Origin of the sequence: Neobacillus thermocopriae (genome assembly GCF_010975035.1) — a bacterium.
Lineage (GTDB): Bacteria > Bacillota > Bacilli > Bacillales > Cytobacillaceae > Neobacillus > Neobacillus thermocopriae.
In genome coordinates this window covers 1-16,422 of record NZ_JAAIUV010000025.1, presented here as the reverse complement: position 1 = coordinate 16,422, position 16,422 = coordinate 1, and the positions used below count along the sequence as shown (strand labels likewise).

General features: G+C 35.9%; 19 protein-coding genes. 2 read left to right on the top strand and 17 right to left on the bottom strand.

The window, feature by feature from the left end; genetic code table 11:
- Positions 1 to 2 precede the first annotated feature (2 nt).
- Positions 3 to 353: a GNAT family N-acetyltransferase gene (locus G4Z05_RS13755; RefSeq protein ID WP_163252405.1), complete on the bottom strand. Its 351-nt coding sequence runs from the start codon at positions 351 to 353 to the stop codon at positions 3 to 5.
- 466 nt (positions 354 to 819) lie between these two features.
- Between G4Z05_RS13755 and G4Z05_RS13750 the strand changes: the two genes are divergently transcribed.
- Positions 820 to 1,689, top strand: a complete 870-nt coding sequence (locus G4Z05_RS13750; RefSeq protein WP_327989574.1) for a DUF1002 domain-containing protein — start codon at positions 820 to 822, stop codon at positions 1,687 to 1,689.
- 31 nt (positions 1,690 to 1,720) lie between these two features.
- Here G4Z05_RS13750 and lysA read toward each other — a convergent pair whose 3' ends face one another.
- The 16 genes from lysA to spoIIM all read right to left on the bottom strand — a co-directional run bounded on the left by lysA (position 1,721) and on the right by spoIIM (position 15,569).
- The gene (lysA, locus tag G4Z05_RS13745; protein WP_163252403.1) at positions 1,721 to 3,025 is read right to left on the bottom strand and encodes a diaminopimelate decarboxylase; all 1,305 of its coding nucleotides are present in this window, start codon (positions 3,023 to 3,025) and stop codon (positions 1,721 to 1,723) included.
- A gap of 170 nt (positions 3,026 to 3,195) precedes the next feature.
- Complete coding sequence (locus G4Z05_RS13740; RefSeq protein ID WP_163252436.1) at positions 3,196 to 4,671, bottom strand: spore germination protein; 1,476 nt, start codon at positions 4,669 to 4,671, stop codon at positions 3,196 to 3,198.
- The gene (gene spoVAEA, locus G4Z05_RS13735; protein WP_163252402.1) at positions 4,643 to 5,242 is read right to left on the bottom strand and encodes a stage V sporulation protein SpoVABEA; all 600 of its coding nucleotides are present in this window, start codon (positions 5,240 to 5,242) and stop codon (positions 4,643 to 4,645) included. Before spoVAEA ends, G4Z05_RS13740 begins: the two co-directional genes overlap by 29 nt.
- A gap of 33 nt (positions 5,243 to 5,275) precedes the next feature.
- Positions 5,276 to 5,698, bottom strand: a complete 423-nt coding sequence (locus G4Z05_RS13730) for a stage V sporulation protein AB (protein ID WP_163252401.1) — start codon at positions 5,696 to 5,698, stop codon at positions 5,276 to 5,278.
- A complete protein-coding gene (locus G4Z05_RS13725; RefSeq protein WP_163252400.1) occupies positions 5,688 to 6,308 on the bottom strand; it encodes a stage V sporulation protein AA in 621 nt (206 codons plus the stop codon). The genes G4Z05_RS13730 and G4Z05_RS13725 overlap by 11 nt, the downstream gene beginning before the upstream one ends.
- An 81-nt stretch (positions 6,309 to 6,389) precedes the next feature.
- Positions 6,390 to 7,148: an RNA polymerase sporulation sigma factor SigF gene (gene sigF, locus G4Z05_RS13720; RefSeq protein ID WP_163252399.1), complete on the bottom strand. Its 759-nt coding sequence runs from the start codon at positions 7,146 to 7,148 to the stop codon at positions 6,390 to 6,392.
- 12 nt (positions 7,149 to 7,160) lie between these two features.
- The gene (gene spoIIAB / locus G4Z05_RS13715; protein WP_038535974.1) at positions 7,161 to 7,601 is read right to left on the bottom strand and encodes an anti-sigma F factor; all 441 of its coding nucleotides are present in this window, start codon (positions 7,599 to 7,601) and stop codon (positions 7,161 to 7,163) included.
- A gap of 1 nt (position 7,602) precedes the next feature.
- Positions 7,603 to 7,953 (bottom strand): anti-sigma F factor antagonist, encoded by a 351-nt coding sequence (spoIIAA, locus tag G4Z05_RS13710; RefSeq protein WP_163184096.1) that lies wholly within the window; start codon positions 7,951 to 7,953, stop codon positions 7,603 to 7,605.
- Positions 7,954 to 8,173: 220 nt separating this feature from the next.
- On the bottom strand, positions 8,174 to 9,343 hold the full coding sequence (locus G4Z05_RS13705) for a D-alanyl-D-alanine carboxypeptidase family protein (protein WP_163252398.1): 1,170 nt from the start codon (positions 9,341 to 9,343) through the stop codon (positions 8,174 to 8,176).
- Positions 9,344 to 9,487: 144 nt separating this feature from the next.
- Positions 9,488 to 10,792, bottom strand: coding sequence for a pyrimidine-nucleoside phosphorylase (locus G4Z05_RS13700; RefSeq protein ID WP_163252397.1), 1,305 nt, complete (start codon positions 10,790 to 10,792; stop codon positions 9,488 to 9,490).
- A gap of 31 nt (positions 10,793 to 10,823) precedes the next feature.
- The gene (locus G4Z05_RS13695; RefSeq protein ID WP_163252396.1) at positions 10,824 to 11,642 is read right to left on the bottom strand and encodes a purine-nucleoside phosphorylase; all 819 of its coding nucleotides are present in this window, start codon (positions 11,640 to 11,642) and stop codon (positions 10,824 to 10,826) included.
- A gap of 29 nt (positions 11,643 to 11,671) precedes the next feature.
- A complete protein-coding gene (gene deoB, locus G4Z05_RS13690; RefSeq protein WP_163252395.1) occupies positions 11,672 to 12,859 on the bottom strand; it encodes a phosphopentomutase in 1,188 nt (395 codons plus the stop codon).
- A 249-nt stretch (positions 12,860 to 13,108) separates the two neighbouring features.
- Entirely contained in the window at positions 13,109 to 13,999 is an 891-nt protein-coding gene (xerD, locus tag G4Z05_RS13685; protein ID WP_163252394.1) for a site-specific tyrosine recombinase XerD, read from the bottom strand.
- Between the two features lie 6 nt (positions 14,000 to 14,005).
- Positions 14,006 to 14,236, bottom strand: coding sequence for a YqzK family protein (locus G4Z05_RS13680; RefSeq protein WP_163252393.1), 231 nt, complete (start codon positions 14,234 to 14,236; stop codon positions 14,006 to 14,008).
- A gap of 119 nt (positions 14,237 to 14,355) precedes the next feature.
- Positions 14,356 to 14,820 (bottom strand): ferric iron uptake transcriptional regulator, encoded by a 465-nt coding sequence (gene fur / locus G4Z05_RS13675; protein WP_163252392.1) that lies wholly within the window; start codon positions 14,818 to 14,820, stop codon positions 14,356 to 14,358.
- 107 nt (positions 14,821 to 14,927) lie between these two features.
- On the bottom strand, positions 14,928 to 15,569 hold the full coding sequence (gene spoIIM, locus G4Z05_RS13670; protein ID WP_163252391.1) for a stage II sporulation protein M: 642 nt from the start codon (positions 15,567 to 15,569) through the stop codon (positions 14,928 to 14,930).
- A gap of 375 nt (positions 15,570 to 15,944) precedes the next feature.
- On the opposite strand from spoIIM, the gene G4Z05_RS13665 reads away from it, so the two are divergent.
- Positions 15,945 to 16,422 (top strand): transposase (locus G4Z05_RS13665; protein WP_205597402.1); only part of this gene is annotated, 478 nt, incomplete at its 3' end.

Genomic DNA, 16,422 nt, shown 5'->3' with positions numbered 1-16,422 from the left:
TTTTAGCAAATATCACATTTTTCAACAAATGGGGCAGTATCATTATTAGCAATAATTTCTTTATCTGGATACATATCTTTTAATGACTTTACCATTCTTTTTCCTACCCCTTGAGAACGATGGGATGGATTTACGGATATATGTTGTATTTCTAATGTATTTGATTCCTGCTGAAAAAGAACACCAAGCAAACCTATAATATCATCTTCTTTCCATAGGAAAAGCTGTCGATTCTCTTCTGTTTCGTATTCTTTCATTGTTTGCTGGAGTTTCTTTAAATCCTTTTCATTAGGCATAAAAGACATTAATCCCATTGCAATTTTTTCAAATGTTTTCTTATAACGAATTAACATTTTAATCCCTCATTATATGAAATGAACCGAAGTTTACTCTTCGAAATGAATTTATTAATCTGATGAAAAAACATTTATTTATCATATGTGGGAGTAAAAATAAATGTTTCAATATTCTTCATCATACATAAATAATGGAAAATCATCAATGAAAATATTATGATTGGTTAGGTCCAATAAAAACCCAATAAATAATGCCCCATAATACAGCACATCCGATTAATATGCCAAACAACACCCAGTTATTTTGCTTCATGAAAAAATTCCCCCGCTAGTGAATTTATCATAAGCAACATTCTACACTAAATGAAAAAAATAATCCATGTAATCCAATAGCTATTTTATCAAATCCATTTTTCTATGAAACTTCTAGATGTTTTTTCACGTTATTATTAATGAAATCGGTTATATTAATGAAGAGAAATTCTTTTCACTAAGTGGATAAATAGGAATGATGTAGGAGGTAATTATGAAAAAATTAATAATACTTTTGATGACCATTATTTTATTTGCTTTTCCTGTTCGAAGTTTTGCCGACATGGCTGAAGGAGATATGATTGTCACTTTAGGAGAGAATTTAACAGAGGAACAAAAAACAAATTTATTAAATGAAATGGGTGCACCTCAGGATGTACAAATTGTAACAGTAACAAATCAAGAAGAGCATCAATATCTAGGAAAATATATAGCCAAATCTTTAATTGGAACGAAAGCCATTTCATCCTCTGCGATTACAGCAGCATCTAAAGGATCAGGTATAACCGTAAAAACCAAAAATATAAACTGGGTAACAGACGAAATGTATGTGAATGCTCTCATCACTGCTGGTGTAAAAGATGCAAACATTTATATAACCGCTCCTGTAACCGTTTCTGGTACTGCTGCTCTTACAGGAATTATTAAAGCATATGAAATTTCTGCGGATGAAACCATTCCTGAAGAGGTGAAACAAGCTGCCAATCAGGAAATGGTTGAAACCGCAAAACTTGGTGATAGCATCGGAAACGAAAACGCTGCCGCATTGATGGCAAAAATCAAGGAGGAAATTGCTAAGAATAAACCAAAAAATGACGAGGAGTTACGGAAAATTATTGAACAAGAAGCAAAAGAATTAAACGTTACCCTCACGGAAGAACAAATACAAAGGCTTATTGAATTATTTAATAAAATTAAGAGTTTAGATATTGATTGGAATCAGGTAAGCGACCAATTAAATAAAGCAAAAGACCGTATTTCGAATTTCTTAAAATCGGAAGAAGGACAAGGATTTTTAGAGAAAATAAAACAATTTTTCATTTGGCTTATCGATACAATAAAAGCAATTTTTTCATCTTAACATAATAAGCTGCCGTAACTACGGCAGCTTATTATGTTAATGGTAGATCAAGTCTTACAATGTCTTCATATGTCTCTCTTTTTACAACAAGGGTAGCTTGACCGTTTTCAGCAAATACGACTGCTGGGCGTGGTATTCGATTATAGTTATTTGCCATTGAATACCCATAAGCTCCTGTACAAAATACAGCTAAAATATCATCATATCCAGGCTCAGGCAATGGAAGGTCCCATATTAACATATCTCCTGATTCGCAACATTTTCCGGCGATCGATACTGTTTCGTTTACTGGATCAAGCGGACGGTTAGCCAAAACAGCCTCATATTTTGCCTGATAAAGCGAAGGACGAATGTTATCACTCATGCCACCATCTACAGCAAGGTATTTTCGTACGCCCGGAACCTCTTTGGAAGATCCTGTTTTGTACAAAGTTATTCCAGCATCTCCTACAAGTGACCGACCTGGTTCAATCCAAATTTCCGGCATTTTTAACGATAGTTGGTTCGTCAAGCTTTTTACCTCTTTAATTATATCACTAACATATTGTGATGGTTGAATGGGCTCGTCCTCTTTTGTATATCGGATGCCAAATCCGCCACCCAAATTAAGAACCTCTGCTTCAAAGGAGAACTGATCTCTCCATTCAGCTAATTTGTTAACAATTTTTTTGGCAGCTAATAAAAATCCAGTCGTTTCAAAAATTTGCGACCCAATATGACAATGTAGCCCTAGAACATTAAACTGTTTCTCTTTAAGGACTATTTTCAGTGCCTTTTCTGCTTGCCCGTTTTGAAGGTCAAAGCCAAATTTTGAATCTTCCTGGCCAGTTAAAATATAATCATGTGTATGGGCTTCAATACCTGGTGTCACTCTTAGCAATATATTTACCTTTGCATTTTTCTCTTGACAAATTGTTTTTAAGAGTTCGATTTCAAAGAAATTATCTACTACAATACAGCCAATTTGGTGATCAATAGCCATTTCTAATTCTTCTCTACTTTTATTATTACCATGGAAGTGTATTTTTGCAGGATTAAATCCTGCAGCTATAGCTGTATACAATTCACCGCCAGATACAACATCAAGAGATAGCCCCTCTTCTTCTGCCAACTGTACCATTGCCACAGTTGAGAACGCTTTACTAGCATAGGCAACTTGAGCCTTAACATTTTGCTCTTCAAACGCCTTTTTGAAGCCTCGCGCTCTTTCTCTAATTAAAGCTACATCATAAACATATAGTGGTGTACCAAATTCTTTAGCTAATTGAACAGTATCCACTCCGCCAATTTCCAAATGTCCTTGATTATTAATTCCTGTTGTACCGTAAAAATACATACCCGATTCCCTCTCTCCGTTACGACTCACTACAGTCTATGTAAACAATCCTAAAAGATAATAAATAAATAGACAGAATCCGCGAAAGATACTGCCTATTTATTTCACAATCCTTCATTTAATTAAACATACTTTAGCACAACTCAGAAAAATCTGCAATTATCTATTTTCTATTGATTATTTGGTGCCTGACGATAACGGTCCCTAGGGTGAACAATGCTTGGTCTTAAGATGGACCCTGGAATAGCTCTTCGGAATAAAATCTGCATAAATCCTTTTGGTTCAAATGGGAGAAAAGGCCATAAATACGGAGTGTTAAGGGCACGCATATTAATAAGAAAGATAAACAAAAGTGTGCAACCTATCACGAATCCGGGGCCATGAAACGCAGCTGTCAAAATCATAACAAGCATTTTTGCAATTTTGTTCGCCACACTTAACTCATAACTAGGCGTAGTAAATGACCCAATTCCTGCAACTGCTACATAAAGAATCACCTCTGGAACAAACAAACCAACATCAATGGCAATTTGTCCAATTAATACTGCAGCAATTAAACCCATCGCTGCTGTCAGAGGAGTAGGCGTATGAATTGCAGCAAGACGCAAAAACTCCAAACCAAAATCCGCGATAAACAATTGCACGATAATCGGAATATTTGTTTTATCATTAGGGCCAATGAACTTAAACTGTTCAGGCAATAAGGACGGCTCCAAAACCATTAGCAGCCAAAAGGGCAACAAAAAAATGGAGACAAACACACCTAAAAAACGCGTCCAACGAACAAAAGTACCCATGGCAGGAGATTCTCGAAACTCCTCTGCATGCTGTACATGATGGAAATAGGTTGTCGGTGTGATAATTACACTTGGGGAAGTGTCACAATATATCACAACATGACCTTCTAAAATATGCATGGCCGCAACATCGGCTCTTTCGGTATATCTTACGATAGGAAATGGATTTAAGCCTTGTTTTACAACAAATTCTTCAATTGTTTTATCTGCCATCGGTATTCCATCGATATTTATTGCCTGTAATTCTTTTCTAATAATATTTACTAAATTTGGATCTGCGACATCCTCCAAATACCCCAATGCAACATCTGCCTTTGAACGCTTACCAACCTTCAACATCTCAAAGCGAAGTCGCTCATCACGAATTCTCCGTCTTGTCAAAGCTGTATTAAGGATAATATTTTCAACAAATCCATCTCTTGATCCACGGACAACCTTTTCGGTATCTGGTTCTTGTGGAGCTCGGCCTGGATAACTTCTTACATCAATAGCTAGAGCTGTACTTTCCCCATTAATGACAACAACAATTAAACCTGACAAAACTTTATCAACTAATTGATCCATCTGTTGAATGCGTTCCACTGATTGGTTAACTAACCTATTTTCAATGATATGAAAAAGGTTAACAGATAATTTTTCCCTGTTATTTATAGCCACTAATTCCTTAATTAATTGAATAATATACTCTGTATCACATAATCCATTTATATAATAAATATGAACATCATGTTTTAGTATCTTTAATTTCCTAACGCCTAAATCAAAACTGATCCCTAAACCTACCCGCTGCTTCATATAGTTTTCTATTTCGTTTACAGATTCAGGAATCGGCCATGTCTGTACTGGCATTTGATTCAAAAAAACCACTCCTTTCAAGAATAAGTTCTACGGCTTTTTCCGTAATCGGACAACCAAGCTCATAAGAATCCCGCCTTGCCATTTTTCCGATATCTCCTATACCAACAATTAATGGGATATTCAATTCATCTAGGCAATAAACCGTATCTCCATTTATTCTTCCTACTTCCAGGTCTGCTATTCCAAATTTGTCGACTCCATATGGGGTCAATTCTCCTTCTCGATCAATACTTACATCTACTTTAGTCCATTCTCTATTTTTTGTGTTAGCCGCTACAGCAACCACTCCAAGAACTTCGATATCTTGATGTGTAGCAACATACCGTAATGCTGTTTCACCTGCTCCTTCTCCAATAATACCACTATCATCGAACATCACTAGTACTGGGTCATGTGGTGCCTTCTTAATTAATTCGACTAACTCCGGTCCGGATAATTTGGAAGGGTTTCCTTGAGACTTCGATATACATCGGCCACCAATTTTTCGAGCAATACTCTCCAGGGCCCTTTTTGTATGTTCATCACCATCAGTCACTAATATCACTCGTCTTGGTGTGTCCATATGATAGATTTCCTTTCATTAGCAAGATTTCAATTAACGATGGACAAAATATAGCCATTGGAAGATAGATCCAAATATTTTCCCTAAAACAATCCCCATGATTAATATGACTATTTGTCCATCCAAATTTATACGTTTAGCTAAAATTGGAAAGACATTCAATACTTCTGTCAACCCTGCAGCCAGCATTCCAACAAAAACCCCTCCAGTAAGTCCAAGCGGAATTAAAATGAAGCTCGGAATTCCAAGAACTGGGTCTCTTAAGCTGGCAATCACTCCAGCCAAGGCTCCAAACACAACTGCCCATTCATAGTAATGAATCATAATCATCGTTTTTGACAATTGAGTCAATCTCGGTATTAAACCTAAAACCGTGATGAGAGCAACAAATCCACTTCCTACCATTAGTCCACTTGATAATCCAATAAATATAACCGCCACAATTTTAATCGTCATTGACTCGTTTCATACTTTCTTTGTTTTCATTTAGAATGACATAATTATCTAAATCCATTTGATAATTGAACATTTCAACTTCAAGTGGACTAGGTTCATCATTAATCCGTTTTTTAAATACATGATTAAAAAATAATACCATCCCCAAGCCTAATCCAATCGAATAGGAAATTTGAAAAAGCAATGGCTTTGTATCTTTCTCACCAGTAATAATTAAATATATTTTTTCCTGAACACTTCTCATACTGACATCTTCATGAAAATTCATGAGCGTCATAGCAGAGCCAAAAAATAGTAAAAACCATATTAAAAGAAAAAAAGGAATAGATACTCCTTTTTTCTTTGTAACCACTTCAATAATTGTTTGTGCAGGACCAATGGTTTGAACCTCAATCCCATTGAATTTTTCTGTTATTATGCCAATTACCTTCATTACATCTACTACAACTATATTTCCATCCGATTCTGTTAATTGGTGAATGATCAATGATTTTAATCTAGGAAGCAATGACTCAGGAGCAATTATTTGAGCTGCGTCCTTTAAATAAACTTTTTCATTTGGAGGGGATTGAACACGATTTCTCATGCGAATGTAAATTGTACCTTCCAAATCATTCACTTCCCTACCAAAAATTTCTCGTAATTAGTATGAGTTATAAGTAAATTTTTCATACAAAAAAGACCGTATGGATTATAATTCCATACGGTCCTTCATTTGTTGCAATATCTTTTTTTCCAATCTCGATACTTGGACCTGAGAAATGCCCAATCTGACAGCCACTTCTGATTGAGTTTGATCCTTATAGTATCTTAAATAAACAATTAATCTTTCTCTTTCATCCAATTCTCGAATGGCCTCTTTTAATGCAATCTTATCAAACCATTTTCCTTCATTTCCATCATCAATTTGATCTAGCAGGGTAATAGGATCGCCATCATTTTCATAGACAGTTTCATGAATCGATGATGGGGTCCTGCTTGCTTCTTGGGCTAGAATTACGTCCTCTGGTGATAGCCCAAGATACTCCGAGATTTCATTAACTGTTGGAATTCTACCAAGTGTTTTGGATAAATCATCCTTAGCCTTTCGAATTTTGTTTCCCAATTCTTTTAATGAACGGCTGACCTTTACCGTACCATCATCTCTAATAAAACGTTGAATTTCCCCAATAATCATCGGAACAGCATAGGTGGAAAATTTAACATCATAGGAAAGGTCAAATTTATCAACAGATTTTAATAATCCAATACAACCAATCTGAAACAAGTCATCTGGATCATAGCCACGATTTAGAAATCGTTGTACAACAGACCAAACAAGCCGCATATTTTTTTCAACAATTAAATCTCTGGCTTCTTGATCTCCTTCTTGGCTTTTTTTGATAAGCTCTTTAACTTCATGATCTTTTAGATAGATTTGATTATTATCGTTCCTGACCTCCACATCCATTGGCAAGTCTCCTTAATTGCAAAGCATTTTGCGAGATTTTAAATGCTTTCGTAATCTAACTTCGGTTCCGCTGCCTGGTTGCGTATGAATTTCGACCTCATCCATGAAATTTTCCATGATAGTAAATCCCATTCCAGACCTTTCTAATTCCGGCTTTGTTGTAAATAGTGGTTGACGGGCTTCCTCGACATTTGCAATACCTATCCCATTATCTTTAATGGATAAATCAATTAGATTATCCTCGATCGATACACGAATATAGACAATACCGTTCGGATCATTTTCATATCCATGTATGATCGCATTGGTCACTGCTTCTGAAACAACTGTTTTAATTTCCGTCAGTTCATCCATTGTAGGATCTAACTGGGCAATAAAGGCGGCAACTGTTACACGGGCAAATGATTCATTTTGACTTAAAGCACTAAACTGTAAGCTCATTTCGTTCTTCACTCTAAGCCACCCCCAATTTTTGCAATGCAAATTCCTCAGTCGGTTCCATTTTAATTATTTTAAATAGACCAGACATATCAAATAATCTTTGCACTGCCGGGGAGATTGCACAAACGACCATTTCTCCATGTACCTGTTTTATTTGCTTGTATCTTCCTAATATTACGCCTAAACCAGAGCTGTCCATGAAGGTTAACTGTTCCAGATTCAAGACAATATGACGAATTTCATTTTTTTCAATGAGGGCTGTTGCCCTCTCACGAAGTTCATCCGCTGTATGATGATCCAATTCACCACTAAGCCGAATACATAAAACGTCATGTTTCGTTTCAAATTCAATGTTAAGACTCACTATCCTTAGTCCTCCTTCATCTTGTCCAGCTTCAGCACCTTCACACTAAAGAATTTTCTTACACTGTACAAAATGTTCCAAGGCACTTTCCGCTTTCTCAGGTATAGTGAGTCAATTCGCCTTAAGCCCTTTAATTTCCTGCTACATATACAAAACTAGTCGTTATTCGATAAAACTAGTGATGTTCATTAGTATTTCGACACATTGCCAAAGAAAGCAATCACTTTCCGGCTTTTGTAAACATTCCAAATGATCGTTTATACAGTGTCCAAAAACCTGCTTGCTTTACATCTTTTTTAGCAACCAGTGGACTATTAAGTATGACTTTCCCATTTCTTATAAGCTTTACAGATCCAACCTGGTCACCTTTTTTGATAGGTGCTTTCAGATTTTTTTGAATCGTAACCTTTTGCTTTACATCCTTCGTTTTTTCTCCTTTTTTAGTAAGAAGTGAAAGAGGTTCACTTGTTACAGCTTCAACTGTTTTCTCCTGTCCTTTGCTTACTTTTGCCACTCCAATTGTTTGATTTCGTTTATAGACCGGTTGAGTTTGATATTGACTAAAAGCATAATCAAGCATTTTTGTTACTTGGGCATTTCGTTCTTTTGCAGTTGGAGCACCGAATACAACCGCAATAACGCGCATTCCATTTTTCTGTGCTGTTGCTGTGAGACAGTATTTTGCTTCAGCAGTAAAACCTGTTTTCAATCCGTCGACTCCAGGATAAAAGCGTACTAGTTTATTTGTATTAACTAGCCAGAATTTTTTATCTGTGTTTTCACGCAGATAGGATTCATATAAACCTGTAAACTTAGTTATATCTTCATATTTTAAAAGTTCTTTTGCGATAATAGCCATGTCGTAGGCTGAACTGTAATGCCCACTTTCAGGGAGACCTGTTGTATTTTTAAAAACTGTATCCTTTAAGCCCAATTCCTTTACTTTATCATTCATCATTTCAATAAATGCTTCTTCTGAACCTGCAATATGTTCAGCCATAGCGACAGAAGCATCATTTCCAGAACCGATGGCGATTCCTTGCATCATTTCCTTTGCCGTCATTTCCTCGCCGGGTTCAAGAAATATTTGTGAGCCACCCATCGAAGCCGCACGTTCACTCGTACGGATTTTTTCATCCCATGTTAGCTTTCCTTTATCAATTGCCTCCATTATTAGTAACATGGTCATGATCTTTGTCATACTTGCTGGAGGAAGTTTTTCCTTACTGTTTTTCTCATACAAAACTTTCCCAGTATCTCTTTCAATTAAAATTGCCGATTTTACATTGGAAACAATATCAGCAGATTTCTTTTCTTCAGCTGCCAACGCTGATGGAGCCCAGATACTTGTAAATAAAATTGTTACTATTAAATAGACCAATTGTTTCATTCACATTACCCTCCATTCTTAATCATCACCATTTTTTCCAAATTCAATTACTTTATACAATTTTTTCCTCTTTTTTAATAAAAAAAGTGTCAGGCACCTTGTGAATATTACACATGGCCTGACACTAATTTTCATACTATCGATTTATTCTGTTATTTCCTCATGAATAAGAATTGGTGGTTCTACTTTTGTTGTAGATATTTTTATGTTTTGAAGTAGTTTTTCTTTTACTTCACTTACATCTTCAAAATTGCTGTAAATCGTTACTAATGGTTCACCTTTTTTGACTTGATCTCCAATTTTCTTCCTAAGGACAAGTCCTACAGCCAGGTCGATTTCGGACTCTTTTGTAGCTCTTCCTGCACCTAGAAGCATAGCAGCTGTTCCAATTTCGTCAGCTACAATTTCGGATACATAACCATCTTCTTTCGCTTCAAGATCGATAATGTATTTAGCTTGCGGCAGTTTAGATGGATCATCCACAACCGATGCGTCACCACCTTGTGAGCTAAGGAAGACTTTCATCTTTTCAAGAGCAGAGCCATCCTTAATTGCGTTTTCAAGCATCGCTCGTGCTTCTTGTAAGCTTTTCGCCTTTTCAGCAAGATAAACCATATGGCTACCGAGAGTTAAACAAAGTTCAGTTAGATCTTCAGGACCTTCTCCTTTTAGTGTGTCAATGGCTTCCTTTACCTCTAGGGCATTACCAATGGCATATCCAAGTGGCTGACTCATATCAGAAATGACTGCCATTGTCCGACGTCCAACATTATTTCCGATTCGCACCATTGCTTTAGCTAATTCACGTGAATCATCGAGTGTTTTCATGAAAGCACCAGCGCCTGTTTTCACATCAAGGACAATCGCATCTGCACCTGCGGCAATTTTTTTACTCATGATTGAACTAGCTATGAGTGGAATGCTTTCAACAGTACCAGTAACATCTCTTAATGCATACAATTTCTTGTCTGCTGGGGTTAAGTTTCCACTTTGACCAATGACAGCAATTTTATTTTTATTAACTAAATCAATAAATTCTTTATTATCAATCTCTACATGAAAGCCATTAACTGATTCCAGCTTATCAATGGTTCCTCCAGTATGTCCTAAGCCACGTCCGGACATTTTTGCTACAGGTACTCCTACAGAAGCAACAAGTGGTCCTAAAACAAGTGTAGTCGTATCCCCTACTCCTCCTGTAGAATGTTTATCAACTTTAATTCCTTCGATTTGTGAAAGGTCTATTTGATCTCCGGATTCTACCATTGCCATTGTGAAATCGGCTCTTTCTCTTTCTGTCATGCCTCTAAACACAACTGCCATTGTAAAAGCACTTACTTGATAATCAGGAATTTTCCCTTCCGTATATCCCTTAATAATAAAATTAATTTCTTCAGTTGTTAGTTCATGTCCATCTCTTTTTTTCTCGATTAAATCAACCATTCTCATTTTTCTTCACCACTTTACATATATTATTCAATTATGCCAAATTCTTAACAATCTCTTTAATATACTTCATGAAATTGTTTTTTACTTTTTCAGTCGTTTCCATTACTTCATCATGGGACAGCGGCTGATCTAAAATTCCTGCTGCCATGTTTGAAATGCATGATATGCCAAGTACCTTGATGCCACTATGGCGAGCTACGATGACTTCAGGTACTGTAGACATTCCTACAGCATCGCCACCTAAAGTACGGATCATCCGAATCTCTGCTGGGGTTTCATACACTGGCCCAGGATTTCCGAAATATACGCCTTCCTTCACATTTATCTGTAAGCGATCAGCAATTTCTTTTGCCAATTCACGTAACTCTTTCGTATAAGCTTCAGACATGTCAGGGAAGCGTACTCCAAATCTATTATCATTTGGTCCAATTAAAGGATTCGTTCCCATATTATTAATATGGTCTGAGATGATCATTAGATCTCCAGGTTCAAAGCTTTCATTAACACCACCAGCTGCATTCGTAACAATTAGTACTTCAACACCAATTTCTTTCATCACACGAACTGGGAAAGTGACCTTTTCCATACTATAGCCTTCATAAAAATGAAAGCGGCCTTGCATTGCTACTACATTTACTCCATTTAGCAAGCCAAAGACAAGCTGCCCTGCGTGGCCCTCTACTGTTGACACAGGAAAGTCTGGAATTTCTTGATAAGGTATTTTCACCGCATTTTCAATTTCATCTGCCAAAATACCAAGACCTGATCCCAAAATAAGACCAATCTTAGGTGCTTGATCATATTTGTCTTTTAAAAAGCTTGCAGCATTTTGAATCTTTTCAAAATCCATATTCCTACCCCTTTTAATTTCTAGATTAATTAAGAATTTAATTCATTTAAAAAACTTTTCCCGTAATTCGGTAATTGTATATTAAAGTTTTCTGCAATCGTTGCTCCAACATCAGCAAAGGTTTCACGAAGTGGCAATTCTTTTCCTTCAACCATTTGCTTAGAGTATACTAGCAGGGGTACATATTCCCTAGTATGGTCCGTACCTGGTGCAATCGGGTCATTCCCATGGTCAGCGGTGATAATCAATAAATCATCCTCTTTCATTTTGGCAAAGACCTCAGGTAATCTTGTATCAAATTCTTCTAGTGCTTTACCGTAACCTTTAGGATCACGGCGATGACCATAAATGGCATCAAAATCAACCAAATTCAAAAAGCTAATACCAGTAAAATCCATATCAAAAGTTTCAAGCAATTTATCCATTCCATCCATATTAGAAACGGTTCTTAACGATTTGGTCACACCTTCTCCATCATATATATCGGAAATTTTTCCAATAGCAATGACATCAAATCCAGCGTCCTTCAATTCATTCATTACAGTCCGATCAAATGGTTTTAGAGCGTAATCATGACGGTTAGGTGTGCGTTTAAAATTACCTGGTTCGCCGACAAACGGACGAGCTATCACTCGGCCGACCATATACTTTTCATCAAGTGTCAATTCACGGGCAATTTTACAAATTTGATAAAGTTCCTCAAGTGGAACAATTTCCTCATGTGCAGCAATCTGAAGAACCGAATCAGCAGAGGTATACACAATTAATGCACCTGTTTTCATATGCTCTTCGCCTAACTCATCGATGATTGCTGTACCACTTGCCGGTTTATTACCGATTACTTTTCTCCCAGTACGCTTTTCTAACTCAGAAACAAGCTCCTCAGGAAAACCGTTAGGAAAGACTCGGAATGGCGTCTGGATATTTAAACCCATAATTTCCCAATGCCCTGTCATTGTATCTTTCCCGTTTGAGGCTTCCATCATCTTCGTGTAATAGGCAAGCGGTTTTTCAGCTTTTTCTATTCCTTTTAATTCTCGAATATTGCTTAAACCTAATTTACCCATATTCGGCATTTTGAGGCCGTTCATTTTTTCTGCAATATGACCTAATGTATCTGCTCCCTTATCACCAAATTTATCTGCATCAGGGGCCTCACCAATACCTACGGAATCCATTACGATTAAAAATATACGTTTATATGTAGTAGCAGCCACGGATAATTCCTCCTTTTACTTGATTATAAATGATTTGTTAGTATCAAATTTGATAACGTTTACATATCCATCAAAAAATACATAACCATAGGTTTCCCTTTTTAGGTTAAATTAACAAAATAAAACTAAGAAATCATACGTCAGAAGTCTGACCTCTTTTATTTTACTACATATATGCAAAAAAACAAGAAAAAAGCTGCCCATTTTATGACAGCTTTTAACAACTATATATTTCCATCTATCATTCTATTAAGCTCTCGGATGAAATTTTCGATAAACATCATTAAGTTTCGTTTTGGTTACCTGGGCATACATCTGTGTAGTTGATAAATCTGCATGTCCCAGCATCTCTTGCACCGCTTTTAAGTCAGCTCCATTTTCAACTAGATGTGCAGCAAACGAATGTCTTAATGTATGAGGTGTCAGTTCTTTGGAAATCCCCGCTTCAGCAGCTAGTTTTTTTAATATTTTCCAAAATCCTTGCCTTGTCAAACGTTTCCCTTGGTGATTTAAAAACAAGGCATTTTCTTGTGAATTTTTACCTATCAAATACGGTCTACCGTCTTCTAAATAAAGTTGGATCGCTTGTATTGCCTTTTGTCCAACAGGCAAAATCCTCTCTTTTCTTCCCCTTCCTGTACAACGAACAAATCCCATCTTTACTTGTACATGATCTATATCTAAGGCAATGAGCTCACTTACCCTTATGCCAGTTGCATAAAGAAGTTCCAACATTGCCTTATCCCGCAATCCAAATTGATCATTTAACTTTGGAGTCTCTAAAAGAAGCTCGATTTCTCGTAAATTCAAAATACTAGGAAGCGTTCTTTCCAGTTTTGGTGGTTCTATATGAACGGAAGGGTCCTGATCCACTGCCTTATCACGCAATAAGAATTGGTGAAAAGCTCTGATGGATGCAACATGCCTGGCAATTGTTTTAGGGGATTTACCGTTTTCTTTTAAATATCCTAAAAATTGAATGATATGTGCACGCTGAACATGATTTAAAGATAGAATAGATTCATCCTTTAAATAGTGAAGATAACCTTTTAAATCTCGCTCATATGAAACAATTGTATTTTGGGCTAACCCCTTTTCAAAACGCATATAATCGATAAAATCTTTCAAATGCCCTTCCATCACTCTTTACTCCCCATTTAAGTAAAAATATATTAGCCGGTCTAGCAAGGAAGAATTACTAGTATTGTTTACTTCATTTGAAACCTTTAGGGCCGTACCCTTTGGTTCATCATATCGATGGTAATTTTGATATTCTTCAGATACCCACATAATACCATAATAAAATAGAATCGTGCATCCAGTGAAAATAATAAAAACCTTTAGCGTTTTCAATAGTATTTTTATAAATGAGAGCATATTGCCTACCCCCGATTCCCTATTCTATTAATAAAAGGTATGCCAATTTATTCAAGTTTTATACCTTTTATAGGAAATTAGGAAAAAGAAAAAGTCCTTTTTAAAAAGGACTTTATTTATCATTCAGCAGGCTGTTCCTCTTTGGCTTTATTCTGGCAGCGATGACAGATTCCATGAAAAGTAAGACGATGGTCTTTTATCTTAAAATTCCATCTACGTTCCACAATCGCTTCGACATCTTCAAGTAAATCTTCTTGTATTTCATCAACCGCACCGCATTCAATACAAACAAGATGATGATGAAAATGTGCCGCGCCTTCCTGTCTTAGATCGTAGCGTGATACCCCATCACCAAAATTTATTTTATCAACAATTTTTAATTCAGTTAACAATTCTAAAGTTCGATAAACTGTTGCTAGTCCAATTTCAGGCGATTTTTCCTTTACAAGGAGGTACACATCTTCCGCGCTTAAATGATCCTCTTCATTTTCTAGCAATACCCTGACGGTTGCTTCACGCTGTGGTGTCAGTTTGTAGCTTGCCGAATGCAACTGTTTTTTTATTCTCTCAATTCTCGTTTCCATGCCTTTCGTCCCTCCCTCGCCACTGTTATTTCTCATTATAACAGATGAAGAAAGAGATTCAAAATAAAATTATTATAAATAACCCATTCTATTATTTAATAATTATTCTAAATTATTTTTTCAATTATTGTCTTCATAAACCACGGTGATACGTAAGCTTCAACTGCTGATGAAACTGAAATCAATAATATTGCACCGATAAGAGCTAATATATAACCTTTAAATAAAGGCAGCATTGGTTGGGCATATTTTTTCATAAACTGTTTTTTTATCATTCTCAATGAAAAAATAACAGACAAGGAAGCCATGAGAATAAAAATAGGAATAGTGATCAAGTTTTGCGGCAGAATTGAAGCGATTGCTAGCGAAAAACCTTTCCACCCCATTTGACTAACTAGAAAGCCAACAGTAAAGCCAACTACCATCCCCTTAACAAATAATAAAATAAGAATAACCGGAAGACCGATAATTGAGATTCCCAAAATCCATATTAACCCAATAAATTTGCTGTTATGAAAAAAACTTTGCAGAAAAAGATCGTAATTCTCGGCTACTTTTCCATTCGACACTTCTCCAAAAAATTGTGATAAATAATAGAATAAATCTTCTTTTTGTGTAAAGCTCATACTATTAACAACAACAGCGCCAAAAATGACTCCCATAAAAAATAAGATGACAATAAATAAGAAAATTGAGGAATGTTCTTGGAAATAACTAGCGACATTGGACTGGTACAAACGTTTTTTCATCTCAAGTTTCCTCCCAAATATCAGTTACTACATTCTATGTACATCTATTAATTCTATGATCAAAATTTAATAGATCAGAAATAAGTCAGTGATATATAACTTTTAAGTTGATCACATTTTTGTTATGCTACCGAAACTTTTCTTTGTGAAATTCTCCAACTAAGATAAACTTACTAGGAAAGCAAAATGGTGGAGTACGAAGGTGTTTTATTTGCTAGTCGGTTGTGCTAGACATATCTCCTACATTCTATTCTTCATAAAAAAACCGACAGTCTGACGACTGTCGGTTTCAGACTGTCGACAAAATCCTTTTTTAAAGGATTTTGTCGACATTTTTTGTATAATTATGTCATAGAATATCGAGGTGATATTGAAATGCTTACTAAAAATACACAAGTAAATCGAGATCAATTAGAAATGATTACTTTAGACCAGCTGGTTCCTGAAAATCACTTGGTTCGTAAGATAGAAGCTGCTATTGATTTTTCATTTATATATAAATTAGTTGAGAATATGTATTCATCTGAACGTGGTCGTCCAAGTATTGACCCTGTTGTATTAATTAAGATGGCTTTTATTCAATATACCTTCGGTATTCGCTCTATGCGCAAAACTATTGAAGAAATTGAAACAAACCTTGCTTATCGTTGGTTCTTAGGTTTTGGGTTTCATGATAAAGTCCCCCACTTCTCAACCTTCGGAAAAAACTATGAAAGACGTTTCAAGGATACAGATCTATTTCAAAAAATCTTCTACCGCATTCTAAAAGAAGCTTCTGATAAAAAGTTGATTAGTGCTGAACATGTATTTATTGATTCTACGCATGTTAAAGCAAGTGCAAATAAACGTAAAT